We start from the raw sequence: 26817 nt of genomic DNA on the forward strand, positions 1-26817 counted from the left end.
TAAATGCAACATTACAAACATTATATCAGAGTTTATGAATCACCCTATATGAAGATATTCATTTTCAACTTTTGTCATAGTGTGCGTATAAAATTGAAACTGATGGCGACCCCCATTTTTTGATACATACATTGCCGTGTCCGCATTGCTGAGGAGAAGTTCTGCGCTTTCGCCGTCTTGAGGAAACAGACTAATGCCGATACTGCAAGCACTGTAAATTTTGTGATTGTTGATGATAAAAGGCTCATGAAAGAGCTGTTGGATTTTTGCGGCAACTTTATTGAAATGGGCAATATCCATACCGTTTTCGATGATAAGGACAAACTCATCCCCTCCGAATCGGGATAGGGTGTCCCCTTTTCGGATAACGTGTCTCATCCGTTTAGCTACTTCAATTAGCAGTTTGTCACCGCTTGAATGACCGAGAGAGTCGTTGATCTCTTTAAAATGGTCCAAATCGATAAAAAAGATTCCGAATGTTTCTCCTGATCGATTTTTACGTTGAATCGCTTGTTCGATTCTATCCATCAAGAGGCGTCTGTTCGGTAAGTGGGTCAGCGGATCATGCATTGAAATATGGGAAAGTTTTTGAGTCTCGGCCATCAGCTGATCTTGGATAGAGAGATATTCGGTAATATCGTGGGTGATTTCCAAATAAGCGGTTATCTCCCCCTCGGAATCTAAGACGGGACGCATGTGGACTTCAACATGCCGTTTGTTTCCCTCTTTGTCTTTGCGAAGATGACGCAGGGTAATCGGCTGTTTGGTTGTCTTGACACTGTTCATAGGACATGCACTTCCGTCTTCCGAACAAGCAGGCATATCTTTTTTTGCGAGATTAAAGCATTTATTGAGCAGTACCGAGTCTTCTGCTTGATCTTTCGCCGCTTTATTCATCAGCGCAATCGTGTAATCTTGCTCAATATACAAGATCGGATCGGGGATTCCGTCTATCATGGTTTGCATCATCTCACGTGTGGTCGTGAGGCTCTTTTCGAGAGTGATAATCCGTGCTGTTTTTTCCAACACACTCAAAAGCTGATAAGGGTCTGTCGGTTTGAGTATGTAGTTATCGACACGCAACGCGATACTGCGTAAGAGCAAATGGGTATCGCTAAATGCAGAATTGACGATAATCGGAAGAGTAGGGTGTGTATGGCGTAGCTGCTCGATCATCTCCAAACCACTCATTTTAGGGAGCTGTAAATCGGTGATGATGATATGGGGAGAGTGCTTTTCGCAAAGTTCTATCCCCTCTTCGGCGGTACGTGCGATGATCACCTCTTTAAAGTAATCGTCGAATGCGTTGATAAAAGATCGTACCGTCGATTCATCGTCTTCGACATATAACAAGATTAATGATTTAAGCATTTTGTTGTACTTGCAAAGAGATTTCTGTTTTCATACCGTCCGGAGTCGCTTCCATGCGAATCGATCCGTTCATACTGTTTTCGATGATCATTTTTGACATATACAATCCTATTCCTGTCCCCTCTTTTTTCTCTTTGGTTGTAAAATAGGGCTCAAATGCCCGATCAATGATCTCAGTGGATGCTCCGCCTCCGTTATCGGTGATGGTAACAAGAGCGGTATTTTCTTGGCATGTAACTCCGATCCGTATAAACCCGTTATTGCGATTATCGCGCAGGATGGCATCTTTGGAATTATTGAGAATGTTGATGAGCACTTGGGCAAATTCATTCTCATATCCGAAAATTTCCAGATCACTCTCGTTCTCTTTGTAGAGGGAAATGTTGTAGTTTTTAAACGAGTCATGGACGAATGAGATGGTTTTATCGATCACAAAGGATAGTTTAAAGAGCTTTTTCGCTTTGTTCGGGTTGAAAAAATCGCGAAAATCATCAATCGTGGTGGACATGTGCTGAATCGTCTTTTGAGACTCCTCCACAAACGTGTGAAAGAGTTCTTTATTAACACTGTCTTTATGGATTTTTTTCTCTATAGCGAACAGATTGAGGGCAAGCGAGTTGAGCGGTTGTCGCCATTGGTGCGCGATATTTCCGATCATCTCTCCCATACTGGCGAGTTTTGATTGTTGAAACATCAGCTCTTGGTTTCGGATAATATCGGTTTTATCGGTAAAGCCGATAATAACCCCGAAATCTTCGGTAGAGAAATTAATCGGTTTGATCTGGAACCAAAAAATACGGTTATCGATAATCAAATCGTATTCAACTTCCGTTTTATGCTGAACCACGTTTTTGACGTTTTCAAAAAGATCGGGGATCGAGACCAACGCATTGATAATGATTTCGCTTAGGTTGATTTTATGGGTGTAGTTGATTTGGAAAAAACGCTCCATCCCTTTGGTATGGAGGAAAAGGTCAAGATTTTTATCCAAAATCAAAACATCGGTATTGATGACTTCAACCACCTTGTTCAGTGCTTCGTTCACAAATGCCAGCTCTTTATTCTTATGTTCTAGCTCATCATTAACGGTATGGAGCTCTTCGTTGGTACTTTGGAGCTCTTCATTGGACGTTTCGAGTTCTTCATTGGTGCTTTGGAGCTCTTCGTTGGTACTTTGCAACTCTTCGTTGGTACTTTGGAGCTCTTCGTTCGAGGTTTCCAGTTCTTCAATGGTAATTTGCAGACGTTCTTTAAGCGCGGTTAGCTCATTTTCGAGAATATTGACGTCATTGATGTCGTGTACTTGCATTTGGTGAGAGAGGAGAACGGAACGATCGGTTTCATTGATCTCTTCAAACGTAATAAAATAGCTGTTTTCAGCGAGTTTGTTGCGCGGCAGGGGAAATACGGTGATGGTAATATAGACTCTATCATCGGTGAGGGGTAAGAGACGGATTTTTTTAGAGACACTGACGTGCTCATTTCTAACCGCTTCATTGAGGGTTGCCCGTAAATCGAGCCGGAGAAAATCAGAGACTTGTTTATAGATGTCGTTTGTAGCCAGACCGCTGGGATGAGAGATATATTTATTCTCCCCTTTGAAAAACAAAATCCCCCCGCTGGAGTCAACAACGATACCGTTTTGGGCAAAAAATCCCGCTACGGCATTATTGATCGAACCGTTTACATCCAACGCATTGACTTCATCCCGTAGTTTTCGTGAGCCGCGCTGAAAATCTTTTTTTTGAAAATAGGCGAGCGCTTCGATGTCAATATTGCCCATATCATTCGATTTACGATAGATTTTGTGTTTGTTATCGATAATGGCAAAAATAGAGGTTAAGTTTCCGATGGTTTCGGATAATCCTAAGAACATCAGCCCCTGATAGCGCAGTGCGTACGAAAAAATACTGATAACGCGCTGTTGCAATTCGGAGTTAAAATAGATCAGAAGATTGCGGCAGCTCACCAAATCGAGATTCAAAAACGGCGGATCTTTGATCACGTCGTGTTTTGAGAATACGATCATGTCCCGTATCGGCTTGATCGGGGTATATCGGTGATTTTTTTCGACAAAATAGGTTGAGAGGAGTAATGGATCTATCTCACTGACCTCTTCTTCGCTAAAATTTCGACTGCGTGCTTCATCGATGGCCTCTTCGCTGACATCGGTGGCGAAAATAGTGACTTTTTTAGTGATTCCCATCTTTTTCAACAGTTCACTGATGACAATAGCCAAAGAGTACGCTTCATCACCCGTAGCACATGCCGCAACCCAAATCCGTAGATGGTTGTCGAGCTTATCACTCAAAAGATTCTCCACTTCGCTCCCTAGCGCTCTGAATGCTTCTTTATCGCGAAAAAGTGAGGTAACGATGATCAAAAGCTCTTTTTTGAGCTTCATAATCTCAGAGGGTGAACGTTGCAAGAGATCGATATAATCACTGACACTTTCTGATTTGGTGTCGATGATGCGCCGCTCTAAACGGCGATGGATCGTATTTTCTTTGTAATCGCTAAAATCGACTTCGCTTTTTTGGTTCAACAGACGAAACACTTTGTCAATGTTGTCTAAAAGATCAAAATGGCGATCAAAATATTTCGGATCGTCGATGGCATAGGGGATACCTTGTGCCAAAAGCTCCGAGGGGAGCACGGCATCGACCGCGTGGGTGTCGATAGCCGCTTTGGGCATCGAAAAATATTTGGCATCTTCGTTTTCGGCGAGGGCGATACCTCCGGCTTGTTTGATAGCGACAATCCCGTCCGCACCGTCGCTTCCCGTTCCGCTTAGGATGATCCCTATCGCTTTCTCTTTTTTCTCTTGCGCCAATGATTTTAAAAATCGATTGACCGAGGGTTTCGGATAGGGTTTGATGGAAGGTTCAACAAGTCTAAAATGCCCCTTTTCGATCACTATATCCGAATTGGGAGGGCAATAGTAAATATGGTTCGCCAAAGGCTCAAGCCCATCACTTACGGCGATAATAGGTATTTTGGAGAATCGCTCCAAAAGCGTTCCCAGCAACGTCGGCTGCTTAGGATCGAGATGTTGAACAATAACATAGGTGATACGACTGGATGGCTCGATATTCTGAATAAATTTTTGGAGTGCTTCAAACCCTCCGGCACTGGCACCTAAACCTACTATGGTTAGATTAGTATAGTCGTTGCTCACTTTCTTCTTTGCCATCGTCTATAACATCCTTTTGATTTGTTGAATCAGCTTTTGTATGGCGGTCACATTTTTCTGAACACCTAAAAAATATTTTAACTTTTCTGTTTTTTTGTCAAAGATGGGGCTGATAGTGAGCTCATTAAAAATCAGTTCCCCCCCTTTGGTGTAATTGCGGAGCGTCACGGTGATGTCACGTTCGCTGTTTATCGCCGATTTGATCTCTTTGAGAGAGAGTTGATCCCGATCTTCAGCGTGTAAAAAACGGCAATTTCGACCGATCGCTTCTTCGGAGGTATAGCCGAAGAGTTCCGTAAACGCTTCATTGACAAAGATGATAGGGTTATCGGGCAAATTCGGGTCCGAAATGACCACCCCGTTTTTGGCTTGATCGAGAATTTCCAAAACATAATCGGTAATATCGGGGATATTATCACGATATTTTTTGAGGACATAACGCCCTCCGTAATAATTATTGATGATCAGGCAAGGGACTCTTTTTCGGAGGCTACTGATGAGATTACGGACATTTTTTGGGTTGAACTCTTTGTCATAATCGTCCCAGATATGGAAAAAAATATCGACACTGCTCACGGGCTTATCGTGGTGATCGATTAGCATAGCGAGCAATTTGGTCATATTCGATGTCAATACAAGCGTGTTATTATCTTCGTTAACGGTCTGTGTAAGAGGATTCCAATAACATTTATCACATAGCTTAATCAGTGTTTTTGCATTCATAAAAGCCATTCTATTACAAAAGTATCTTTAAAGTGCCTATATTGAGATAATTTAGTCTGAACTCATCGGAATAACCCTAAAAACGGTACAAATTTTTTAAGAATTTTAATACAATGGCATGATTAAATAAAAAGGATTTCTCAATGGCATCGTATGACGCACTTTTTGAAGATGAAAACGATATTTTCGGAGGGACTCCCGAATCGAAATACTGGGACATCGTAAAACAGGTGAGCCCCGATATCGCACGCGACGAGTTTGATTCGATCATCGCGAAAATGGCGGCAATGGAGCAGATGTTGATGGAACAGCATGATGAAGAGGAACTCGATAAAATCATCGACCGCCATATTTTTGCCAATGCCAGTACGATCGAAACCCGTAAAAAAAGTCTCTATATGGAGTACGCCGGACGTTTGATCTATAAACTTTCGGATTGATGAGGGGGCCAAATGGGAAACAAACCAAAAGTAGAGAGAATTTTACTCGTTGACGATAACAAAACACTCTCAAAACTCATCACGCTAAAAATAAAAAGCGAATTGGATTTAGAGCTGGATGTCGCGTATTCGCTCGCAGAAGCGGAGCTCTTGAGCCAAAGACATACCTATACTCTCGGGATTCTCGATCTCAACCTCCCCGATGCCCCCAACGGTGAGATCGTGGATGTGATGCTCAAAAAGAACATCCCCTCCATCGTCCTCACGGGAAGCATCGACAAAGAGTTCCGCAAAGCGATCCTCAAAAAAGATATTATCGATTACGTCCACAAAGGGGGGATCGGCGATATCGATTACGTGATCGATACGATCAAACGGCTCCTCAAAAACCGCTCCCACAAAGTGATGGTGGTGGATGATTCGGTGGTGTTTAGAAATCAGATGAAAAAGATGGTGGAAAACCTCTTTTTCCAAGTCTTTACCCTCGCCCACGGCGAAGAGGCACTTCTGATTTTGGAGGAGAATCCCGACATCCGTATCATCATTACCGATTACAATATGCCGGTGATGGACGGATTGGAACTGACCAAAGCGGTTCGTAAAAACTATACGAAAAATCAGCTCAGTATTTTTGTCCTCTCCTCGAGTGACGATTCGGATGTTTCGGCGATGTTTCTCAAAGGGGGAGCGAATGATTTTATTAACAAGCCCTTTAGCAAAGAGGAGTTTTCGTGCCGATTGAACAACGCGATCGAAGCGTTGGAAAATATCGACACTTTGACGAACTATTCGCATCGTGACTTTTTGACGGGGCTATACAACCGCCGCCATTTTTTCAGTGTGATGGAACCGTATTTCGCTGAAGCGCTCGAGGCGGAAGAACGGTTTGTCGTGGCGATGATCGACGTCGATAATATAAAGCATATCGGCGATACCCACGGAGCGGAGATTGCCGATCAAGCGATCGTCCATGTCTCCGAGATCGTCCGTTCGTGTGTCGGACATCAGGATATTTTTGCGTGTTTCGGCGCGGAAGAGTTTTGTCTGGTACTCAAAAATACGACCCGAGAGAGTGCCATCGATCTTTTGGAACATATCCGCCAAAAAGTCTCGTTCACTCCGCTGATTCTCCCCCAAGAAGAGATCGCACTGAGCATTTCAATCGGAGCGGCGTTGGAGCGTGAAGATACCCTCAATGACACGATGAACGAAGCGGACAGCGCTCTGGCACAGGCAAAAGCGACAGGGCGAAATAAACTCTATATCGTCTGAGCCTCGTTAGATGTCGCTGCTATTGGAGCGTAGGGAACCCTTGCGCTTTCCACGCACTAATTCCCCCCTTGAGGTTCAGCGGAGTAAAGCCGTTATTGGCGAGAATCCGTGACGCACTGACACTTCGGTTTCCGCTGTGGCAGTAGACGATGATTTTTTGATTCTTTACTCCGGCGATAAGAGCGAGGTTTTTGTCCAATGTTTGCAACGGAATCAGAACGGATCCCTCAATGTGCTCTTGGGTGTACTCATCGGGAGTACGGACATCGATAATAGCGATTTTTTCACCCGTTTGGATCAGCTCTTTGGCTTGTTGAGGGGTAATCGATTCGAAGTTGGTGAGTATCCACCCTTTACTATAGGCAAAAACCCCCACCAGTCCGATAAAAACGATCCAATATGCGATATTTAACACTTTTTTCTTCTCCATACTATTCCTTTAGATTCCGCGCGATTTTTTGATCATCTCATAGGCGGCATTGATCTCTTGCACTTTTTCGGTTGCTTCTTTGAGATACTCATCCGATGCCCCTTGCGATTTGATGATGTCGGGGTGGTATTCCCGCACGAGTGAGCGGTACGCTTTTTTGACTTCATCGTTGGTCGCCGTAGACGCGAGATTCAAGAGGGCGTAGGCCTGATCGATAGAACTCTCTTTGACACTGTGGCGATGATGCGCCCCGAAACGCTCCAACATCGATGCGAGATCGTTCTCGCTGAAACGGAGGTGTTTGGCGATGACACGGAGCATCTCCTCTTCGCTATGGCTAAGGGTTCCGTCGATATAGGTCAGATGGACTAAAAATTCCATCATCTTTTGACGTTTGTGCAGATCGTTTTGGAGCGCTTTGTAGAGAGCTTGAGCTACGAGATCGATGTTGTGAGGCGCATTTTTCTCTTCATCGAAAATCTCTTTGAGAAGTTTTTTGGTCGCTTCGGGATCGGGGAAGAGGGCGCTGATGTCGTTGAACATATTGCCGACCAACTCCGCTTCGAGTTCATCGACCCGTCCGTCGGCTTTGGCGACTTTGGCACTGAGGGCGACAAAAAGTCCCAGTTCGCTGTAGGAGAGGTTCTCTTTGGTGAGTTTAAATCCGGCAAACTGACTTTTGGAATAGGTGTGCTGATTTTGGGCAAAGCTTCGAGAGAGCCAGTAAAAGAGGAGCGCTACAACGGCAAAGACAATGAGTTGGGTCATCGGGTATCCTGAGAGTAAAAATATACGACAGTTTACCCGTAAAAAGTAACGATGTGAAGTACTCTTTTAGAGGCAGGGAGCTATAATTTTGTTTTTTTACTATATGAGGTAAAGTATGTTTCAACGTTTGATCTTCATCGCTTTTTTACTTTTGAGCACGCTTCATGGCGCTGAACTCTCCACGATGGATTCGATCCGCTCTAAAATCCTAACCTCCGCCGTATCGCTCTATTTCAGTGCACGAGGATACGGCAAAGTGGATAACGTTACCGTCGATACGACGAAAAAAACGATTAGCTTTACCCTCATGCCGGAAGGGGAAAAGCAACCTCTTAGCGTTGCCATCGGCTCGTACATGACCCTCACGATTGACAAAGAGGAGTATCTGATCCTCCAAAAAGTGCAGACCAATCGGGTATGGCTCAACCGCATTTTCGCCGATCACATGGAAGAGGGGATCAAAGTGCCGCTGGGGATCGTCTCTAAAGGGGCAGGATCTTTATTACTGAAGCTGTAGAATTATTTAGTATGCTTGTTTAGTCTTTAGTCTAAAATCGGTCATGTATTGGTCATAAAAATGTAACTTATATGTGACCGTATGAAAGATATAATTTTTTACCAATTGTATTGGTTTTGTACATAAAATACGAGGAGATGAAGTATGATTAAGGTTTTATCCATCGTTCTGATAAGTGTATCATTATGGAGTGCTGAGAATATTGCCATTGTTAAAAATGTTAGTGGTCAGGTCCTTGTTAAACATGATGTAAGCTTTGTGCCGATTAAAAAAGGATCATTCTTGTATGCCGGTGATGTTCTTCAAACATCTGATAAGAGCAGTGTCGGTGTAATCTTTAATGATGGAACCGTAATCTCTCTAGGTGCAAAAAGTACGTTTATGGTGAATACGTACCGTTTTAAACCGAGTGCTAACGATTATGCTATTGATATGGGACTTTCCAAAGGGAATGCTATTGTTGAAACAGGGAAAATCGGAAAACTTGCCCCTCAAAATTTTTCATTTAAAATCCCGCAAGGGACTGTCGGTATTCGTGGAACTAAATTTATTGTTGATGTAGAGGAATAAAGTGACCCCTTTTTTTATTTATACGGGGATTATCCTTATGATGCCGTTTATTTTTTCAGGGCAAAAAACGACGGTAATTTTACTTGATAATAATAAAACCACTAACGGTATCACCATAACTACTCAGGGAGGAAGTGTAGACATTGATATTCCCAATACCCAAACAGTTCTTTCATCACAGGAAGCTAAACCGGAACCTCTCAGTAGCGTTGAAGTTTCAGTAATTGAACAAAAATATGTTCAAGCATTTGAAGCGCTTCCATCGCATCCGGTTTCACTTCTTTTTTATTTTAAAAGCGGTTCAACAGAGTTAACATCTGAATCAAGAGTTCAAATGAGTGCTTTAATCGATTTGATTAAAGAACGCGAACCGTGTGTTGTGGATATTATTGGAAACACAGATACAAAAGCTTCTTTTGGATCAAATTATAATCTTGGGTTAGAACGGGCGAAAATGTTGAAGAGTTTTTTAGAAGAACAGCATATTCAACTCAGTGAAGTTCATATTGAATCGTACGGTGAGAGTAATCTTTTGGTTCCTACTGTTGATGAAATAGATGAGCCTCGTAATCGAAGGGTTGAAGTCCTTGTACGCTAAAAATAAAACTCGTTTTTTTCTTGCGTTTGGTGCGACTGCACTTTTTTATGCTTTGTGGTGGAACAGTGCACTCCTTACAACGTTTGATAGCAAGATTTACGATTTCTTGTCACTTTCAAAGACGAAGCCGCTTAGCTCACAGGCGACGGTAATCGTTGAGATAGATGAACGTAGTTTGAATGCATTGGGACAGTGGCCGTGGCCTCGTGTCGTTATGGCACAACTCTTCGAAAAAATTGCTGCTATGAATCCTGCTTCCACTGCTGTTGATATTATGTTCTCGGAACCTGATCGTACCTCTCCCTCTGAACTCGGAGCGTTTTACACCCATTTTTTTCATTTGGATACACACCTCTCGGGACTTCCTGATAGTCTGAGGGATAATGATCGTTTGTTAGCGGATACGATTGAAAAGATGAATTTTATCCTCCCCGTATTTTTTGATCCGAGCGGTTCGGTGCAAAAATCGTATGTTCTCCCTACAGCACTAAATATTTCTCCGAGTGACAATGTAGCCCTTTTCTTCAACAGCCCCTATCTTATAGGCAATCTACCGATATTACAACAATCCGCGCACGGATGCGGTCATATTCAAGCATCGGCAGATCAAGATGGAATTTTTAGACGTCTTCCTCTTTTTATCCGTTATAACGATCAGCTGATTCCAACATTGGGTTTAGCCTCAATGTCTACTCTTGAATCAAATATGACGTTGAGAACCGATTCATACGGCAGAGGAATTTCGGTGAGTGTATTAGGGCATACCATACGTGGAGATGAACAATCTCAAGTATTATTGCAATTCTACCCTCCACAGTGGTATAAAAGAGTTTCGGCTTTGGATGTACTACGCGGAGAGGTTGATCCATCATTTTTGGCAGGTAAATATGTTTTTGTAGGTGCGAGTGCGATGGGATTGCATGATAATTATATGCTCAATGATGGAACCTTTCGTCCGGGGATGACCGCTCATGCGACGTTGATTGAAAATATTCTTGATAATACTTTGGTGCGCGAATCTATGTTATATAAGCGTATAGCATTTATCCTCTCGCTAGTAAGTGCAATTGCTCTTTTGATGTTGATGCGTGTAAAAAAATATATCCATGTATTAGCACTTTACTCGCTTCTCATCATCAGTGCACTTATATTTAGTGTGATCATGTTGAGACAGAATTTGTATATTTCAACGGGCTATTTTATGGTTCCGCTCACGTTTTATCTTTTTGTTTTGGCGATGGTGCTATTTATTGTTTATTATCACGATCAAAAACGTTTTTATGAAAAGATGGCAAAAGCTAATGAGGCGATGATCGACAGTATGGCACTGGTAGCTGAAACACGCGATATTGAGACAGGTGCTCATATTATGCGAACCAAAGAGTATGTTCGACAACTGGCGGAACATCTCGAATCGAAAGGGCTCTATCGCGACATCTTGACCCAAGAATATATTATTGATCTCTATCATGCCGCACCGCTGCATGATGTCGGTAAAGTTGGTATCCCCGATAACATATTAAAGAAAAAAGGCAAACTCACGAGCGAAGAGTTTGAGATCATGAAAACACATGCCTATATGGGGAAACGAATCGTAGAAAATGCGATGAGGCAGTATCAGCAGAATGAGATTATGATGATTGCGCAAAACATCGCCCATTTCCATCATGAAAAATGGGATGGGTCAGGGTACCCTAACGGGCTCAAAGAAGATGAAATCCCTCTTGAGGCGAGACTTATGGCTTTGGCTGACGTTTATGATGCCCTTATTAGTCGACGTGTCTATAAAGAGGCATTTTCGTACGAAGAGTCCGAGAATATTATTATAGAGGGGCGTGGAACCCATTTTGATCCGATTTTGGTCGATGCCTTTATAGAGATAAAGGATCAATATAAGATAATTGCAGAGGAGATTAACGAGGGGGCTTTGCACTAATCTATTTGACAAAGACTTCACGATTAGGCGTTACGCTGGTACAAAAAGGATTCCACCATGAAAACAATTGTTTTAGCACTTGCGCTACTTTCTCAAATCCTGAGTGCCAAAGTCATCAGTGCGACCTATGAGGTCTCATACGGGATATTCCAAACGATGGGGATCGCTGATGCACGGTTTGAGACCCGCGAGGACGATACCTATTCCATCCGAATCGAAGCCCGTACCACGGGGGTGGCAAAATTCCTCACCAACAACCGTATCGAAACCTATGAGAGTCACGGACATATCATCAACGGAGTGCTCATCCCCCAAAAATATATCAAAATCCGCCGTACCGATTCAAAAAAGACGACCAAAATCTATACGTTCGATCATCCCAACAAAACGGTCTGGAGAGAGAGTATCCAAAGCGATGAGTGGGACAAAGTCAAAAACGAGTTTTACGCGGGCGAAGATGTCCTCACCCTCTTTTTTAATTTCAAAAATTATTTGAAAAATCGCCAAGACAGAGCCTTTTATGTGATCGGCGGGAACCGCAAAGACGGACGGATTGATGTTACGTTCCCCAAAGGAGATTCCCTCAAGGAGATGAAAGAGACGCTTGAACTCGACGGGGGGGATTTTTTGAAAGTCATTTTAAATGACCGTATCTTCTCCAGCGCACAGGGGGAGCTGTTGATCAATCTTGACAGCGGCGGATTGTGCGAAAAAGCGATTTTGGAGGATGTACTTCTCTTTGGGGATATTGTCGGTAAACGGGTTCGTTAATCCAAATTGATGTGAAATATCTCTTTGAGCAGAACGTCCAAATCTTCCCGTGTCGCCCCCGCAAACGCGTTTTCGACGAAACGTTTGATCCCTTTGTTCTCATGCTGAATCAAAGGGACGATCTTGATCCCCGTAATCTCGGACATAAAGTGTGACTCATCCCCCTCTTCGTAGGCGTGCAGTAGGATCGAGCGGGAGAAGTTGTTGAGGATGTGGTAGTAGATGTGCAAAAACTCCGCTTCGAGCACTTTTAGCCCGTAGAGGTGGGTCACGATACGGTTTTCGTGGGTTGCGATGGGGTGGACTTTATCTGGCTTGATCGTGATACCGATCTCCTCTTTGATCTCTCTCACCAGTGCATCGAGCAGACTCTCCCCAGCATTGACCGTTCCTCCGGGGAATCCCATCCGTCCGTCCCATCGGTCGATCATAATCAGCGCAGGACATTTGAGGTGCTGCATATCGTCTTTGAAATAGCGCCACGGAGAAATCGCATCGACGTAGATGGCTAAAAAGACGGCATCCTTTTTGTCGGGATTTTGTTGGCCGAACGGTACGCGCTGAGTTCTCATAAAGTAATATCCGATATGTCATAAAGTATGGATTGCAAATTGAACAACAATTATACAGATAAATCATGTACAAAAAACGATTTTTTTACACTCTTTTTACAGAGTTGAGTCATGATACACTCAACAATTCTCTCGCTAGGACGGCAATCGTGCGGATATTTTTTCTACTGTTATGTTTAGGTACATTTGCGTTTGCAGATACCAAAAAGTTTATGATCGATTTGAAAACTGGTGATTTTGAGACGTTTGACAAAGTGATTTTGAGCGGTATGCCTGGGACTATCGACTATTTTAGGGGGCAAGGAGACACGGTGGAAGTCGCTGTCGTGATACACGGCGATGCCTATAAGTTCTTTGTCAAAAATTTGGAAAACACGCAGTACGGAGTGGATAAATCGCTCGTTGAACGTCAAGAATCGATCCAGAAACGTCTCGAAGAGATCGAAAAAAAATATCAGGTTCATCTGGAAATATGTATGTCGGGTATGCATAAAAAAGGGATACTAACCGAAGATATTTATCCGTTTGTAACGCCGATTAAATCGGCGATGGTGGGGTTGGTAAAATGGCAAAACGAGGGGTATGGCTACATTCCGGTTCACTAATAAATGAACTTTTAAGGGTATCGGCGATATACTTCCATCAGTGATGCGGGAATAGCTCAGTTGGCTAGAGCGTCAGCCTTCCAAGCTGAATGTCGCGAGTTCGAGTCTCGTTTCCCGCTCCACTTCTTTCTTCTTAAAACAATCCCTTTTTTTATTATTACATCCATTCAACAATCAAGTGTAACGCGCATCTATTTTGCATTTATCTGTTCGTATCGAATATGAAATTTTCCTCCATCCTTCTTTTCCGCTATAATTTAAAAAAACAAAAAAACAATGTATAGGTTTTAACAATGAAACAGTTTTGTATTTATGATTTGAAGAGTGTGTAGAATATGTTGATTGTTGATAAACCAATAAAAAGTAAACGTGAAGACTTTTTAGATCGAAAAGATTTTGCAGAAAATATCAGTAATGCTATTCTGAACTATTCAGACGCAGATAATTCGAGTCTGACGATAGGACTGTATGGTAAGTGGGGGTCTGGTAAAACTTCAATTATCAATATGATTACAGAAAATCTTGAAAGTAAAGAAAATATTATTATTGTTCAATTTGAACCTTGGATATTTTCGGATACACAACAATTGATAAGTAATTTTTTTAAAGCATTTGCCAAGGCTGTAAAGTACAAAGATTATGCCGATGAGGCAAAAAAAATCGGTGAAGAGCTTGAAGCGTATGCTGCCTTTTTTGAACCATTAGGTTTAATACCTGAACCTACAATATCTTTTTTTAGTTTGGCAAGTTCAAAAGTTTTTGGCAGTATTGGAAAAGCTGGCAAAAAATGGGGAGAGGTAAAAAGCAAAAGTTTATCAGATACCAAATTATCTATTGAAAAACATCTTTTAAAATTAAATAAAAAGATATTAATCATTGTTGATGACATTGATAGACTCAATAATACGGAAATCAGACAGATTTTTCAAATGATTAAGGTGTTAGGTAACTTTCCTAATACGGTTTACTTGTCTTCAATGGATAAAGATATAGTTGCCAATGCATTGTTTGAGGATCAAAAATTGGATGGGAGTGAGTATCTTGAAAAAATTATAAACGTACCGTTTATGGTTCCAAGTATCTCGAATGAAGAAGTTCAAAAATTCCTCTTCATGAAACTTGATGAGATTGTCAAAGACGATGAGAGTTTTGATAAAAAATATTGGGTTAATGTGTACCATAGTGGATACAAACATTTTTTTAAAAACATAAGAGATATTGTTAGATATATCAATGTATTACGCTTTAATTATGGGGTATTAAAAAATAAAGTAAACGTAGTGGATTTAATGGCATCAACTGCTTTGCAGGTTTTTGAACCAAAGATTTTTGAATCAATGAAAGCGAATAAGGATTTATTTATAGGTTCGATACCAGAAAATCGTTATGGTGGTGATGATGTAAAAGAGAAAATAAAAAGCTTTATCGAAGAATCATATAAAAATCTTCAAGCATTATCCAAAGAAGCATATCTTGGCTTGTTGGAGGAACTTTTTATAAAAATAAAAGAGGTGTATTCAAATACACACTATGTCGGATCACCCTCAAAATGTAGAAAAGACGCAAAAATTTGTAGTGAAGCGTATTTTGATACCTATTTTACGATGGTGCTTAATGAAAAGGAACTTTCAAGTTATGAAATGAAAGGTTATATTAAAAAAATAGCTGATGAAGAGAATTTTAAACAAGAAATTTTATGGCTGAATGAGCATGGTAAAATAACTGGATTTTTAGATAAACTCCAAGATTTTACATCAACAGATATTCCAAAAGAGTCTTTTCAATCCCTGATCAACGTCTTGATGGATACTGGTGATGCTTTTCCAGATGAAGATGAAGGGAAATTTTCATTTGGAATTAGTATGCAAATTATGAGAATCTTTCATCAATTGCTCATACGTGTTGAGAATAAAAAAGAGAGATTTGAAATATTAAAGACTGCTATGGAAAAAGCTGAAAATAGTATTCATATAATGACGGAAGATGTGAGTATTCATATGCAAGAGCATGGAGAATATGACAAGGAAGCTGAACCAACATCACAATGTTTAATTGAAAAAGAAGATTTGCTTATTTTAAAAGAGATACTGCTATCTAAAATTTCTACATGGATTGAAAGACATAATTTATTAGAGCATGAAAACGCGTTAAGTATTTTATACGTGTGGTTAAGACTGCAAAATGAACAAGCCAAAGACTATGTTTCTAAACAAATTCAAGATGAGAATAATCTATTACTTTTTTTAAAGCTATTTATCTCATATGGTCGTAGACAGTCAGCTAACGACTATACGATGTATACGTACAAGACGTATAATTATAAAGATATTGACATGTTTATTGATATTGAAACAGTTATTGAACGTGTAAGGAATATCCATGTGAATGAAGATGAGTTAACCGTGTATGCGGTTGAAAATTTTATCTCGCAATACAACAATAGAGGATGAGGAAAATTGAATGCATTATTTTATGAGTCTCGCTAAAACAGCAGTTTTCTCATTTTTTCTTCCAATCATCGTATTTATCTTAATTTTTTGGTATTTGTTTATTAAGTAAAAACGAAAATAGGGGACAGCGTGAGGAAACGATGGGAAAGGGAAAATTAAATGGCAGTAAAATGGAGTGAACTCTATCGCTGGGCAGTCGTCGAAGTAGAATTTGGCACACCTAAAAAATATGTAGAGATTCCACATGATTGTGTTGATATGATGGGAAAATACCCCTACGGTATCAATACCGATAATGAATTTTCAATGCGCCACATGGCTATCGTCATTTCTAAAAATCTTGCTAATAGCTCTATTACTGTCGTTCCATTAACCGAAACCAAACACGGTGATGCTGAGAACCCTTCGCGTGTGATCCTTGAATACCAAAAATACAAATATTTTCTCTATAAAGATACGACGATTTTGATTGACAACATTGTGACTATCGAGAAAAAAGTGCGAATAAAAAGAATCGTTTTAAATTGGGTGCCTGACCCGATACGGAGAAAAATAAAAAGAGCGATGTTTAAGAGCTTTAAATAAAAAAGCCCCGCCGAAGCGAGGCAAGACCCCAAGGGTCAAAACAGAATACCTTGCGATACCTGTTCGAATATATACAGTAGAATTATTGTCTAATTAAACTTAAAACTGTTTAAAATTTAATTTTACTTTGAAAACTTACCCCATATTCTTTTTCAATACATCCATCGGCATGACAAACATCGCTTTAAAGAGCGGTGATACCCGCGTGGTCTTCTCATCGATCACTTCCAACGCATTGAAACTAAACCCCTCTCCATCTGCACTGTTCGTCGGTTTGACCGTAAACATGAGCGGTTTGAGGGTGCGGATCATGTTGAGGATGTTTTTGTGTCGTTTGTCTTCGGCGGGGAGCAAAATATTGCCGTCTTTGGTGCGTACTTTTGCCGATTCGATCAACAATCTCCAGTTATCGGCATGGAGGGTTTTGTTCCATGTCATCGTCCCGCTTGTGTAGTTGATCTGTTTTTTCTCGCCGACGAGAATCCCCTCACGGGTACTACGGATGGTCTCAGCGAGGGTGAGGAAAAAGTTTTTGCCTCCCACGGAGTCTGCACATTCGCGTAAGAGTTCATTTAATGGTTGTTCCGTTGTCATACAATATCCTTTTTAGTATCCTCATCATACCCAAATAACGCTCCAAATGCTCAGATTTAACCCTAAATATGCTATTTTGCGGTTATGGAAAATATTGAAACAGCCCCATTTTGGGAAACGAAAACGCTTGAAGAACTAACCCAGAGTGAATGGGAAGCATTGTGTGACGGGTGTGGGCTTTGTTGTCTGCACCGTATCCAAGACGAAGACGACGATGCGATCTATTTGACTCGTGTTGCCTGCCACTGCTATGACATAGCCGCCCATGCATGCAGTGATTACGCCAACCGCCATGAGCGGGTAGAGGGGTGCATGAAGCTGACGCTAGAGCGGGTAGAGGAATTTGACTGGCTCCCTGAGAGCTGTGCGTATCGTTTGCGTCATCAGGGCAGAGCGATCCCCTCATGGCATCCTCTTATCACTAAAGACCCAGCAACGGTACATCCTCATGGGATGCACGCGCTGAATCCGATTTTGGAAAAGGATGAAATTGATTTAGAAGATTATATTATAGACTAGTTAGAGTATTTTATGCTACACTCGTGCTATGGTTGATCCCTATAATGCGGTTCAAAGTTACACTTAATATAAAAAAGGTGGTATGCAATGAATAATGTCACGATCAAAATTAAGTTACTGCTTGTTTCTTTATTGGTTTCATTGGCACTCTTGGTGATTGCCGTTGAATCTCTGATCTCTGCAAAAAGCGGACTGATGGACGCTAAAAAGACGATGCTTACCACACAGATCGATACGGTCAGCTCACTGTTGGCGTATTATGATACTGAGGTAAAAGAGGGGCGCATGAGCCTCGAGAGTGCTCAAGAAGCAGCCAAAACGCATATCAAAACCCTTCGATACGACGGTAAAGAATATTTCTTTATTCTAAATGACAAAGTGCAGGGGGTCATGCATCCGATCAAACCCGCATTGGACAATACCGACCTCTCCGACATCAAAGACCCTGAGGGGAAACATCTGTTTGTTGAGTTTGCAAAAGTAGCCAAAGAGGAGAAAGAGGGGTATGTCACTTATATGTGGCCGAAGCCCGATACCGAAACTCCGTTGCCGAAACTCACGTTTGTCAGATCATTTCCCTCATGGGGATGGATCGTCGGAAGCGGTGTTTATATTGATGATGTCGATAATGAATTTTTGGATTTGGTGATCGTAAAAGGGATTTCGATTGCACTATTGATCGCGGTGGTTGTCGGATTGTTGATAGCCATCGAGCGCTCCATCGGACGCAAACTTGAAACGATGCAGGAGATGGCACAAGAGCTTGCCAGCGGTGATGGCGATTTGACCAAACGTTTAGCGATTACAGGAACGGATGAACCGGGACAGACGGCTCAATCGATTAACTCGTTTATCGGGGTGATTCAGACCATGGTTCAAAATGCCAAACGTTCTTCCGATGAAAATGCATCGGTAGCGACGGAACTCTCCAAAACCTCTTTGGCAATCGGGCGTCGAATGGAAGACGAATCGACTCAAATGGATGCGATTCATCGCTCTACAGAGCAGATCATTCGACTTTTGACCCTTTCCAAAGGGGAAAATGAGGCAACCTGTAAAGAGATTGTTGCCGCGAGTGAGACGCTTCAAATGTCACAAAACGAATTGATGGCGATGATCGAGATGATACGCCACAGTGTCGAAGTGGAAGCCGAGTTCGCGGTGAGAATCCATGAACTAACGAACAATGCGCGTCAAATCCGCGAGGTTCTCTCCGTCATCGGTGAAATCGCCGATCAAACCAATCTCCTAGCACTCAATGCGGCGATCGAAGCGGCACGGGCGGGCGAACACGGGCGCGGGTTTGCCGTGGTGGCCGATGAAGTGAGAAAACTCGCCGAGCGGACACAGGGGAGTCTGACTCAGACCGATGCGACGATTTCCGTGATCGTCTCTTCGATCGAAGAAGCTTCGGTACAAATGGGGCACAATGCGAAAAGTATTGAATTGCTTGGTGAGAAATCCAAGCTTGTCGGAGAAAAAATCGACCATACTGCGGGTGTTGTGAATCAAACGAGCGAAGCAATCAAAAAACTGGTCAGAGATGCCGACAGCAACACCAAAGAGGTCGAGGAGATTTCCAAACGGATCGCGACGATGAACCATTTATCGCATGAAAATGCACGGGGTGTCGAAGAGATCGCTACGACGGCTGAACATCTCTATAATGTAGCGGATGGATTAAAGCAAAATCTCGGACGGTTTAGAGCCTAGATTTAGTGCTTATTGGTAATTTTATAGATAAAACTAAACACTTCGGCGACGGCAAGATAGAGTTTTTCGGGCACTTCACGATCTAACTCGACTTTGCTGAGCATCTCCACCAAGTCCTCATCCTCTTTGATCGGGAGGTTATGGAGTTGGGCGATTTTGATGATATTCTCCGCACTTTGCCCTTTGCCTTTGGCAACGACACGGGGCGCTCTGTCTTTGTCGAGATCATAAGAGAGTGCAACCGCTTTTTTCATACTTTTACCTCAAACCCCATATCTGAACCCCCTGATATAGTATACGTTTCATTGAGCGAACTATGCGTTTCGCTTTTGTCAAAAACGCGGATAGAACGGGGTGTTAACCCCGCTTTACTCAGGAGGGAACGAAGCTCTGAAATATTCTCTTGGATTAGGGCTTTGAGAGAGCTTTTCTCGGTATGGGCTTGGATCTCGAGCTGATTCTCATCATACAGCCCCATCATCAGATCGAGTTCACCGTACTCTTTGAGTTTCAGATTGATTTCGCAGTAGAACTTTTGTTTATTTGATTTTTTAAACGTCAGTGATCCCTCTTGGAGCTGATCCCACACAAACGGAAAATAGATCGAATTGGATGCGCTCAGGTGGGAGAGCATCTGGTGGTAGTCGATTTGGGTGAGGAGTTTATCGGTCTGCTCTAGCAGTTTGGGCGCACTCGGATCATTGGATTGGGCTAGCTCTTCGCGCAAGGTGAGGAGATTGGATTTCAGATCATCCGACATCGATTCTTTGAGAAAGATTTCGGTGACGAGCTCTTTGGGGTTGGTGAATTCGCTCAGCGCGGCTTTGATCGTTGTGAGCTCTTTAGAGGTGTCTCCTTCGCTGATTGCTTTGTCGAGTTGGCGGGCAAAGGTTTTAACCTCTTCGGCGGAGGAGCTGTTTAGATTTTTGAGCAGTTTCTCGATGGAGTCGAGGAGGGCATTGGTATCGGGTGCAGTGCTGGAGAGGAGTGTTCCATAGAGCTGAGAAAGGGTGGTCTTGATCTCTGAGGTAGCGGATTGCTGATCGAGTTTGAGAGCGAGGGCGGCAACCTCTTTGGAGTAGAGTGGATCGGTTTTGGAGATGAGCGATTGGAGGGTTTCGGCGATTTTTTTTAACCCTTCCGTGAGTTGGAGAGCGCTTTGCAGATTCGTGCTTGCAGAGGGGAGTATAGGGCTCGATAGCAAAGAAGTCAGACTATTTTGGAGCGCTTTGGCGTCGTTGGTCGGTATTTTAGCCAGAAGCGATTTGAGCGTTTCGAGATTCTGGGTCAGATCGGGGATTTTATTCAAAGCGGCGGCAAATTTGGATTCCATAAACACGCCGCTCGAAGCAATCTGGCTTTTGAGATTTTGGGGATCGAGGGTGGCGATATTTTTGAGAAAATTCTCCAATATCGCCGTTTTTGGAGCCATATCGGGGGAGGATTTCATCTCTTTGAGGAGCGATTGAAGCGAGTCGCTGAAACTCCCCATATTTTTAAAAGCCGACGAGTTTTTGAGAAGATCGAGAAGCGTTTGATCCGATTTGGAAGCGGTTGTTTTATCCTGAAAGACCGACGTGAGAAGCGATTTTATGTCTTTTCCCTCTTTGAGCGTTTCGAGCTGTTCGGGGGTCGCATTTTTGATCGCCTCGGATAGGGCTTTGTTCGTGTTGGGGAGGATAATGCTGAGCCGCGCTTCGGGGGATAAAGTTATCATGGGGAAAATGATAACATAGAAATGTTATCCAATAGGTGTGCTATAATGCGCTTAATGATGTGCGCCTACGGTTGGCGCATTTGCGAACTTGCCTTTAACTGCACTTTCACCCCTAATTTTCCCCTTGCCTAAAACCGTCCACAGTTGCGACTTTGGTTGGGCCGAACCACCAAAGGAACCCTTTTTATGACATTTTCTGATTTAAACCTCAACGAGTCGTTGCTCAAAGCAATCAAAGACCAAGGCTATACAACCCCGACCCCCGTCCAATCCCAAGCGATCCCTTTTATTTTAGAGGGGCGTGATATGCTCGCGGGTGCGCAAACCGGTACGGGCAAAACGGCAGGGTTTACCCTCCCTTTGCTTCAAATTCTGAGCTCCCAAAAAACTCCAAAAACCCATCGTAAAATCCGAGCTCTTATCCTCACTCCGACGCGTGAACTGGCGGCTCAGGTAGGAGAGAGTGTCAAACTTTACGGCAAATATCTCCCCCTCAAAAGTGCCGTAATTTTCGGCGGTGTCGGGATTAACCCTCAAATCACGATGCTCCGCAACGGGATCGATATTCTCATTGCTACTCCGGGTAGGCTGTTAGACCATGTAGGGCAGGGGACAGTCGATCTCAGCGGTGTTGAGATATTTGTTCTGGATGAAGCCGACCGAATGCTCGATATGGGATTTATCCGCGATATTCGCCGTGTGATTACTATTTTGCCAAAAGCACGACAAAACCTTATGTTCTCCGCTACCTATTCTGATGAGATCAAAACCCTTGCCAATACGTTGCTCCGTAATCCTGCCGAGGTTGAAGTAGCACGCCGCAACACCTCCAGCGAGTTGGTAAAACAAAGTGTCATTTTGGTTGACTGCAAGCGCAAAAGTGCCCTTTTGGGTGAACTTATCGGCAAAAATAAATGGGAGCAGGTGCTTGTCTTTACCCGTACCAAACACGGGGCGAACAAACTCACCGAGTATTTCCAAAAAATCGGCATTACCGCCGCCGCAATCCATGGAAACAAAAGCCAAGCCGCTCGTACCAAAGCACTTGATGATTTCAAAAAAAGCACGGTGAGGGTATTGGTCGCCACGGATATTGCCGCACGCGGTATCGACATCGACGCATTGCCTCATGTGGTCAATTTTGAACTCCCTAACATCGCAGAGGATTATGTCCACCGCATTGGGCGTACCGGACGCGCGGGATGTGAGGGGGAAGCACTCTCATTGGTGTGTGTGGATGAAGCCGATTATTTACGCGGGATCGAAAAACTGATCAACAAAAAACTCGATAGCCGTATTATCGAAGGGTATGAACCCGATCCCTCTATCAAAGCCGAACCGATCCAACGAGGTCGCGGGGGAGCAGGCGGCGGAGGCGGCGGTAACCGTGGCGGTAACGGCGGAGGAAATCGAGGCAATAAACCTTCACAAAAACGTGACGGCGGGCGGCATGAACCCTCACGTCGGGATAATGATCGACGCTATTAATTAGAGGATAACTTTTTTCGATAAATCAGTGTACAATTAAGGACACTATTTGAGGTTTGTCGATGTTTAAAACGAAAGAACGGATCGTATTTATTGCTCTGACTGTTTGTATTAGTATCGTTGGTCTTGTGATTGTGTTGGGGATTTTGGACAATGCTAAAAAGGTTCAAATTCGCCAAACGCAAGAGCTTCTTCTCCAAGAAGCAACTGCCCATTACGGTACGATCAAAGAGCTCGAAATTTGGCACAACAAATTCGGCGGGGTTTTTAAAGAGGGGGTAAACAACAACGATTACCACTTTAATATTTACAGTTTAAACCCTAAAAATGAATCCAATCGTGCGACAGGCTTTGCCAAAGATGCATTGATGTATCTCAAAACTCACCCCAAAGAATCCCTTTACCACCGATTTTCTCCCGATAATGAGCGTTTTGATGTTGTCGGAGTACTCTATACACAGGCTCGATGTGTTGCGTGCCATACCAACTTTACAGCCGGTGAAATGCGCGGCGGTATTGAGATTACCCTTCCTCTGAATCACTACCAAAATAGCCTTCATACGATTCAAAACCAATTCCGTCTTTTTTATGCAATGGTAATCGGTGTTTATGTGCTTGGGCTGGGACTTTTGATCTATTTTATCCATAACATTTTTAAAAATAAAGAGCATATAGAAGAGCTAAACGGTTCTTTGGAGAAAAAAGTCTTAGAGCGTACCCGTGAAGTTCAAATGCTCTACAGCCGAGAGCATTATCTCAAACGGCTTCTTGAGACTATTACCGAGCTCAATGAATCGCTGATCAGTACCTACTCTCTGGGGTCTATCATCGAAACGAGTTTGGAAACGCTCAAGCATCATCCAAGTTATAAACTCATTTTATTCGGCCATTTTGACGGTGAGATCTTTCATCAGCGCTACATTTCAGGGGATATTTACGGGATATTTACGAAAGAACATTCCAATCTGAAAGAGCTTGCAAATAATGCGGATTATACGGCAATATACAATGCGATAGCGGATAAACATTGGTATTTGCAAACCCCGTGTACGGTAACGCTGCCTCATCGTGAACGTCATCGTCAAGAAGATTATGATTTGAGCGCCGCAATCGCTTTTCCGTTGATCGAAAACGAAGAACAAAAAGGGTTTGACGTCCTTGCGTTTTGGAGCAACCGAGACGAGGGATTCGATCAAGAAGAGATCAATATCCTCGATACCGTCGTACATGACATTACGATGGCGCTCAGCGCCTACAAACAGCGTAAAATGACCGAGAGATTGCAAAAAGAACAGATTACGAACTACGAGGAGACGATTCTCGCCTTTGTCGATATGATCGAGCAGCGCGATGCCTACACGGCGGGGCACACGCTTCGTGTCGCCAAATACTCTCGCCGTCTTGCCGAGTATATGGGGATTGAGGAGAGTATGATCCATAAGATTGAAAAAGCGGCTATTTTACATGACATCGGAAAAATAGCGACTCCCGATACGATATTGCTCAAACCGGGTCGGCTCAATGCCCTTGAATACGAACTGATCAAAAACCATGTCACGGCGGGATATAAAATGCTCTCCAAAGTGAAAATGTATGCGGAATTGGCAGAGATTATGAAATTCCACCATGAGCATTATGACGGCAAGGGGTATCCGTACGGATTTAAGGAGGACGAGATCCCGATAGAGTCCCATATCCTGATCGTTGCCGATGCGTTTGACGCGATGACGACAAATCGTATCTATAAAGGGCGTTTAAGCGCTCAGGATGCACTTAATGAGATTAATAGACAAAACACTAAACAATTTCATCCGAGGGTTGTTGAAGCCGCTAATAATGCTCTGGTGGATGTTGTTATCTCCCAAACGACGCAAATGCCTCAGAGTGATTTAGAACGGCAGCGATTTTCGTATTTCTTTAACGATAATCTCACGGGATTGTACAATGAAGCGTATTTGGAATTGATGTTACATCAGATTACCTCCAAAACATACCTGAGTGTACTACGTCTTCACAATTTCACGACCTACAACAAACAAATGTCATGGAATAAAGGTAATGAGCTTCTTATCCGTATAGCCAACCTGCTCAAAGAGCAATTTAGTGACGCAAAAATTTTCCGTTTTGAAGGGGATGATTTTGTCGTTCTTTCTGAAAAGGAAGTTTTCTGCGATGTAGAGATACTCCGTATAGATGAATTGGATCCGCAACAAATCGTTGTTATGAAATCGGAGAATATGACGTTTTCAAACGGTGATGATTTCCAAAAGTTTGATGCGCTAATTAGGGGTTGATTTAACATTATATTTAACAATAAGCAGTTATTATCTGTTTGATAAAAAACAGATAAGGCATAGAATGTTTAATGGAAGTTTACGAATCAAGATTATTGCGGCTACCCTTTTTATAGCGACTATTGCGAGCCTATTATTTATGCTTTTTATCTACAATGTACAAAAAAACCTGTATACGGGAAATGTAGATGATAAGCTCAAAGTTGTCGCACAGGCAGGTGCTCTTTATCTGGGGAATGATTTAGTCGACCGTTATGATCAAACACACCCGATGAGTTCCGATGAACATCTAAAGTTAGTGACAAAACTGAGTAAATATGCCCAAGATAACGGCTTAGAATACATCTATTTGATGGTTAAAGAGGGTGATAAAGTTTATACGGTTGTAAGCAGTGCAACGACGGATGAGCTTAAAGCAAATGAGTACGACCCTTTTTATACCGAATATGATGCGAGCGAAGGGATACAGAAGGGATTTCAAGAGGGGCACACGTTTTACGAAGACACATCCGATAAATACGGCAACTTTCGCTCCTATTTGCAGATCAACAAATCCGATGGCGGCAAATTATACATGATCGGTGCCGATATGAAAGTTGATAGTATCAATGTTGCGCTCAATGGAATGTTGATGCAAAGTCTGTTGATCTTTTTGATCGTTTTGGTCATAGCAAGCGTTATTGCATGGTGGATTTCAGCTCTTATTACCCGTCGATTGAGTTCGTTAACCCATAACGTAGAAAATCTTTCCAAATCGTTAGATTTGACAACTCCGTTTGATGCAAGCGGAAAAGATGAAATAGCTCGTCTTTCAAATGCTATGAAACATTTTTTACATACGATTCGGAGTGTTATTTTTGAAGCGGTAAACGTATCCAAAGAGAATGTCTTACTCGCCTCTGAAGCAGTACGAGACACAAATGATGTTACCGGAAAAGTGACCAATACTAGAACATTGGTTCAAAAAAATCTTGAAGAGATTGATACCATCAGTAATCAGATACAGACAATGTCAGGGCTAACTAGCAGTGTCGTTAATTCTCTTGATAAAGCTGATCATGAGCTGGAAATGACAAAGAATAGTATTCATGCGGTGGTAGGTGGTGCACGTGAGAGCGCTGTCAATGGAGAGATGATTTCCCAAAAACTTCGTTCTTTGGCAACTGAAGCATCACAAATCCGTTCTGTTTTGACCATCATAGGGGACATCGCCGATCAAACCAATCTCCTTGCGCTCAATGCCGCTATCGAAGCGGCACGTGCAGGTGAACACGGACGCGGATTTGCCGTCGTTGCCGATGAAGTACGAAAACTCGCGGAAAAAACACAGTCAAGTTTAACAGAAATCCGAGCTACGACCGAAGTTATTATCCAATCCGTAGGTGATATAGCAGATAGTACAATTACCTCTTCAGAAGGGATTGTAGCGCTTTCAAAAACCACAGAAGAGACCGAGGTGCTTATTAGTGATGCGACTAATGCGATGCGCGATGCCATAACAGCAATGAAAGAGGCGCAAACAAGTTATAGCTTACTTCAAAAACATGGGGAATCGGCTGCAGAGCTAATGGTTCATATCGATAAAGATTCGATGAGCAATATCGAAATTATGGAACGGATGGATCAAAAAATTAGCCGTTTAAATTCTATTTCGTATGAGTTGGGTGAAAAACTTAGTTTTGCAAAATAAC

24 protein-coding genes and 1 tRNA gene are annotated in these 26817 nt (G+C 42.6%); 16 read left to right on the forward strand and 9 right to left on the reverse strand.

Annotation, left to right across the window (positions count from 1 at the left end):
• Positions 1 to 39: 39 nt before the first annotated feature.
• The 3 genes from VFW36_RS06300 to VFW36_RS06310 are packed head-to-tail and all read right to left on the reverse strand — an operon-like array spanning position 40 to position 5287.
• On the reverse strand, positions 40 to 1371 hold the full coding sequence (locus tag VFW36_RS06300) for a diguanylate cyclase domain-containing protein (RefSeq protein ID WP_329657961.1): 1332 nt from the start codon (positions 1369 to 1371) through the stop codon (positions 40 to 42).
• Positions 1364 to 4564, reverse strand: a complete 3201-nt coding sequence (locus VFW36_RS06305) for a chemotaxis protein CheB (RefSeq protein WP_329657962.1) — start codon at positions 4562 to 4564, stop codon at positions 1364 to 1366. Before VFW36_RS06305 ends, VFW36_RS06300 begins: the two co-directional genes overlap by 8 nt.
• A gap of 3 nt (positions 4565 to 4567) precedes the next feature.
• Entirely contained in the window at positions 4568 to 5287 is a 720-nt protein-coding gene (locus VFW36_RS06310) for a PAS domain-containing protein (protein ID WP_329657963.1), read from the reverse strand.
• A gap of 143 nt (positions 5288 to 5430) precedes the next feature.
• Between VFW36_RS06310 and VFW36_RS06315 the strand changes: the two genes are divergently transcribed.
• Together VFW36_RS06315 and VFW36_RS06320 are read left to right on the forward strand one after the other, a co-directional pair.
• On the forward strand, positions 5431 to 5727 hold the full coding sequence (locus tag VFW36_RS06315; RefSeq protein WP_329657964.1) for a DUF2018 family protein: 297 nt from the start codon (positions 5431 to 5433) through the stop codon (positions 5725 to 5727).
• A gap of 12 nt (positions 5728 to 5739) precedes the next feature.
• Entirely contained in the window at positions 5740 to 6999 is a 1260-nt protein-coding gene (locus tag VFW36_RS06320; RefSeq protein WP_329657965.1) for a diguanylate cyclase, read from the forward strand.
• A 19-nt stretch (positions 7000 to 7018) separates the two neighbouring features.
• On the opposite strand, the gene VFW36_RS06325 is transcribed toward VFW36_RS06320, so the two are convergent.
• Complete coding sequence (locus VFW36_RS06325; RefSeq protein ID WP_329657966.1) at positions 7019 to 7429, reverse strand: rhodanese-like domain-containing protein; 411 nt, start codon at positions 7427 to 7429, stop codon at positions 7019 to 7021.
• Between the two features lie 9 nt (positions 7430 to 7438).
• Entirely contained in the window at positions 7439 to 8197 is a 759-nt protein-coding gene (locus tag VFW36_RS06330; RefSeq protein WP_329657967.1) for a DnaJ domain-containing protein, read from the reverse strand.
• A gap of 115 nt (positions 8198 to 8312) precedes the next feature.
• Here VFW36_RS06330 and VFW36_RS06335 point away from each other — a divergent pair, with 115 nt between their 5' ends.
• From VFW36_RS06335 to VFW36_RS06355, 5 genes are all read left to right on the forward strand, one after another.
• Positions 8313 to 8714: a hypothetical protein gene (locus tag VFW36_RS06335; RefSeq protein WP_329657968.1), complete on the forward strand. Its 402-nt coding sequence runs from the start codon at positions 8313 to 8315 to the stop codon at positions 8712 to 8714.
• A 144-nt stretch (positions 8715 to 8858) separates the two neighbouring features.
• Positions 8859 to 9284 (forward strand): FecR family protein, encoded by a 426-nt coding sequence (locus VFW36_RS06340; protein WP_329657969.1) that lies wholly within the window; start codon positions 8859 to 8861, stop codon positions 9282 to 9284.
• Positions 9285 to 9321: 37 nt separating this feature from the next.
• On the forward strand, positions 9322 to 9882 hold the full coding sequence (locus VFW36_RS06345) for an OmpA family protein (protein ID WP_329657970.1): 561 nt from the start codon (positions 9322 to 9324) through the stop codon (positions 9880 to 9882).
• Positions 9872 to 11818, forward strand: coding sequence for a CHASE2 domain-containing protein (locus tag VFW36_RS06350; RefSeq protein ID WP_329657971.1), 1947 nt, complete (start codon positions 9872 to 9874; stop codon positions 11816 to 11818). The genes VFW36_RS06345 and VFW36_RS06350 overlap by 11 nt, the downstream gene beginning before the upstream one ends.
• A 57-nt stretch (positions 11819 to 11875) precedes the next feature.
• The gene (locus VFW36_RS06355; protein WP_329657972.1) at positions 11876 to 12589 is read left to right on the forward strand and encodes a DUF3108 domain-containing protein; all 714 of its coding nucleotides are present in this window, start codon (positions 11876 to 11878) and stop codon (positions 12587 to 12589) included.
• On the opposite strand, the gene VFW36_RS06360 is transcribed toward VFW36_RS06355, so the two are convergent.
• Entirely contained in the window at positions 12586 to 13161 is a 576-nt protein-coding gene (locus VFW36_RS06360; protein ID WP_329657973.1) for an NUDIX hydrolase, read from the reverse strand. The two genes, VFW36_RS06355 and VFW36_RS06360, sit on opposite strands and share 4 nt — an antisense overlap.
• Positions 13162 to 13226: 65 nt before the next feature.
• Between VFW36_RS06360 and VFW36_RS06365 the strand changes: the two genes are divergently transcribed.
• The 4 genes from VFW36_RS06365 to VFW36_RS06380 all read left to right on the forward strand — a co-directional run bounded on the left by VFW36_RS06365 (position 13227) and on the right by VFW36_RS06380 (position 16801).
• The gene (locus tag VFW36_RS06365) at positions 13227 to 13766 is read left to right on the forward strand and encodes a DsrE family protein (RefSeq protein WP_329657974.1); all 540 of its coding nucleotides are present in this window, start codon (positions 13227 to 13229) and stop codon (positions 13764 to 13766) included.
• A gap of 45 nt (positions 13767 to 13811) precedes the next feature.
• Positions 13812 to 13888: transfer RNA gene (locus tag VFW36_RS06370), tRNA-Gly, on the forward strand.
• Positions 13889 to 14101: 213 nt separating this feature from the next.
• Entirely contained in the window at positions 14102 to 16216 is a 2115-nt protein-coding gene (locus VFW36_RS06375; RefSeq protein WP_329657975.1) for a KAP family P-loop NTPase fold protein, read from the forward strand.
• 159 nt (positions 16217 to 16375) lie between these two features.
• Positions 16376 to 16801 (forward strand): type II toxin-antitoxin system PemK/MazF family toxin, encoded by a 426-nt coding sequence (locus VFW36_RS06380; RefSeq protein WP_329657976.1) that lies wholly within the window; start codon positions 16376 to 16378, stop codon positions 16799 to 16801.
• A gap of 135 nt (positions 16802 to 16936) precedes the next feature.
• On the opposite strand, the gene VFW36_RS06385 is transcribed toward VFW36_RS06380, so the two are convergent.
• A complete protein-coding gene (locus VFW36_RS06385) occupies positions 16937 to 17395 on the reverse strand; it encodes a hypothetical protein (protein WP_329657977.1) in 459 nt (152 codons plus the stop codon).
• Between the two features lie 84 nt (positions 17396 to 17479).
• On the opposite strand from VFW36_RS06385, the gene VFW36_RS06390 reads away from it, so the two are divergent.
• Together VFW36_RS06390 and VFW36_RS06395 are read left to right on the forward strand one after the other, a co-directional pair.
• Positions 17480 to 17914 (forward strand): YcgN family cysteine cluster protein, encoded by a 435-nt coding sequence (locus VFW36_RS06390; protein WP_329657978.1) that lies wholly within the window; start codon positions 17480 to 17482, stop codon positions 17912 to 17914.
• Positions 17915 to 18001: 87 nt separating this feature from the next.
• Positions 18002 to 19627, forward strand: coding sequence for a methyl-accepting chemotaxis protein (locus VFW36_RS06395; protein WP_329657979.1), 1626 nt, complete (start codon positions 18002 to 18004; stop codon positions 19625 to 19627).
• Between the two features lie 2 nt (positions 19628 to 19629).
• On the opposite strand, the gene VFW36_RS06400 is transcribed toward VFW36_RS06395, so the two are convergent.
• Both VFW36_RS06400 and VFW36_RS06405 read right to left on the reverse strand, forming a co-directional pair.
• Complete coding sequence (locus VFW36_RS06400; RefSeq protein WP_329657980.1) at positions 19630 to 19881, reverse strand: EscU/YscU/HrcU family type III secretion system export apparatus switch protein; 252 nt, start codon at positions 19879 to 19881, stop codon at positions 19630 to 19632.
• Positions 19878 to 21344: a flagellar hook-length control protein FliK gene (locus tag VFW36_RS06405; protein ID WP_329657981.1), complete on the reverse strand. Its 1467-nt coding sequence runs from the start codon at positions 21342 to 21344 to the stop codon at positions 19878 to 19880. The genes VFW36_RS06400 and VFW36_RS06405 overlap by 4 nt, the downstream gene beginning before the upstream one ends.
• Before the next feature lie 186 nt (positions 21345 to 21530).
• Between VFW36_RS06405 and VFW36_RS06410 the strand changes: the two genes are divergently transcribed.
• The 3 genes from VFW36_RS06410 to VFW36_RS06420 all read left to right on the forward strand — a co-directional run bounded on the left by VFW36_RS06410 (position 21531) and on the right by VFW36_RS06420 (position 26816).
• On the forward strand, positions 21531 to 22832 hold the full coding sequence (locus VFW36_RS06410) for a DEAD/DEAH box helicase (protein WP_329657982.1): 1302 nt from the start codon (positions 21531 to 21533) through the stop codon (positions 22830 to 22832).
• A gap of 62 nt (positions 22833 to 22894) precedes the next feature.
• Complete coding sequence (locus tag VFW36_RS06415) at positions 22895 to 25126, forward strand: HD domain-containing phosphohydrolase (protein WP_329657983.1); 2232 nt, start codon at positions 22895 to 22897, stop codon at positions 25124 to 25126.
• 64 nt (positions 25127 to 25190) lie between these two features.
• Positions 25191 to 26816, forward strand: coding sequence for a methyl-accepting chemotaxis protein (locus VFW36_RS06420; RefSeq protein ID WP_329657984.1), 1626 nt, complete (start codon positions 25191 to 25193; stop codon positions 26814 to 26816).
• Position 26817 lies beyond the last annotated feature (1 nt).

This window comes from Sulfuricurvum sp., from assembly GCF_036279695.1.
In the GTDB taxonomy this organism is placed as follows: Bacteria; Campylobacterota; Campylobacteria; order Campylobacterales; family Sulfurimonadaceae; genus Sulfuricurvum.

Excerpts from the sequence above, each read along its gene's own strand:
- VFW36_RS06300 (WP_329657961.1), bottom strand. The coding sequence starts at position 1,371 with ATGCTTAAATCATTAATCTTGTTATATGTCGAAGACGATGAATCGACG.
- VFW36_RS06305 (WP_329657962.1), bottom strand. The coding sequence starts at position 4,564 with ATGGCAAAGAAGAAAGTGAGCAACGACTATACTAATCTAACCATAGTA.
- VFW36_RS06310 (WP_329657963.1), bottom strand. The coding sequence starts at position 5,287 with ATGAATGCAAAAACACTGATTAAGCTATGTGATAAATGTTATTGGAAT.
- VFW36_RS06315 (WP_329657964.1), top strand. The coding sequence starts at position 5,431 with ATGGCATCGTATGACGCACTTTTTGAAGATGAAAACGATATTTTCGGA.
- VFW36_RS06320 (WP_329657965.1), top strand. The coding sequence starts at position 5,740 with ATGGGAAACAAACCAAAAGTAGAGAGAATTTTACTCGTTGACGATAAC.
- VFW36_RS06325 (WP_329657966.1), bottom strand. The coding sequence starts at position 7,429 with ATGGAGAAGAAAAAAGTGTTAAATATCGCATATTGGATCGTTTTTATC.
- VFW36_RS06330 (WP_329657967.1), bottom strand. The coding sequence starts at position 8,197 with ATGACCCAACTCATTGTCTTTGCCGTTGTAGCGCTCCTCTTTTACTGG.
- VFW36_RS06335 (WP_329657968.1), top strand. The coding sequence starts at position 8,313 with ATGTTTCAACGTTTGATCTTCATCGCTTTTTTACTTTTGAGCACGCTT.
- VFW36_RS06340 (WP_329657969.1), top strand. The coding sequence starts at position 8,859 with ATGATTAAGGTTTTATCCATCGTTCTGATAAGTGTATCATTATGGAGT.
- VFW36_RS06345 (WP_329657970.1), top strand. The coding sequence starts at position 9,322 with ATGATGCCGTTTATTTTTTCAGGGCAAAAAACGACGGTAATTTTACTT.
- VFW36_RS06355 (WP_329657972.1), top strand. The coding sequence starts at position 11,876 with ATGAAAACAATTGTTTTAGCACTTGCGCTACTTTCTCAAATCCTGAGT.
- VFW36_RS06360 (WP_329657973.1), bottom strand. The coding sequence starts at position 13,161 with ATGAGAACTCAGCGCGTACCGTTCGGCCAACAAAATCCCGACAAAAAG.
- VFW36_RS06365 (WP_329657974.1), top strand. The coding sequence starts at position 13,227 with ATGTACAAAAAACGATTTTTTTACACTCTTTTTACAGAGTTGAGTCAT.
- VFW36_RS06375 (WP_329657975.1), top strand. The coding sequence starts at position 14,102 with ATGTTGATTGTTGATAAACCAATAAAAAGTAAACGTGAAGACTTTTTA.
- VFW36_RS06380 (WP_329657976.1), top strand. The coding sequence starts at position 16,376 with ATGGCAGTAAAATGGAGTGAACTCTATCGCTGGGCAGTCGTCGAAGTA.
- VFW36_RS06385 (WP_329657977.1), bottom strand. The coding sequence starts at position 17,395 with ATGACAACGGAACAACCATTAAATGAACTCTTACGCGAATGTGCAGAC.
- VFW36_RS06390 (WP_329657978.1), top strand. The coding sequence starts at position 17,480 with ATGGAAAATATTGAAACAGCCCCATTTTGGGAAACGAAAACGCTTGAA.
- VFW36_RS06395 (WP_329657979.1), top strand. The coding sequence starts at position 18,002 with ATGAATAATGTCACGATCAAAATTAAGTTACTGCTTGTTTCTTTATTG.
- VFW36_RS06400 (WP_329657980.1), bottom strand. The coding sequence starts at position 19,881 with ATGAAAAAAGCGGTTGCACTCTCTTATGATCTCGACAAAGACAGAGCG.
- VFW36_RS06405 (WP_329657981.1), bottom strand. The coding sequence starts at position 21,344 with ATGATAACTTTATCCCCCGAAGCGCGGCTCAGCATTATCCTCCCCAAC.
- VFW36_RS06410 (WP_329657982.1), top strand. The coding sequence starts at position 21,531 with ATGACATTTTCTGATTTAAACCTCAACGAGTCGTTGCTCAAAGCAATC.
- VFW36_RS06415 (WP_329657983.1), top strand. The coding sequence starts at position 22,895 with ATGTTTAAAACGAAAGAACGGATCGTATTTATTGCTCTGACTGTTTGT.
- VFW36_RS06420 (WP_329657984.1), top strand. The coding sequence starts at position 25,191 with ATGTTTAATGGAAGTTTACGAATCAAGATTATTGCGGCTACCCTTTTT.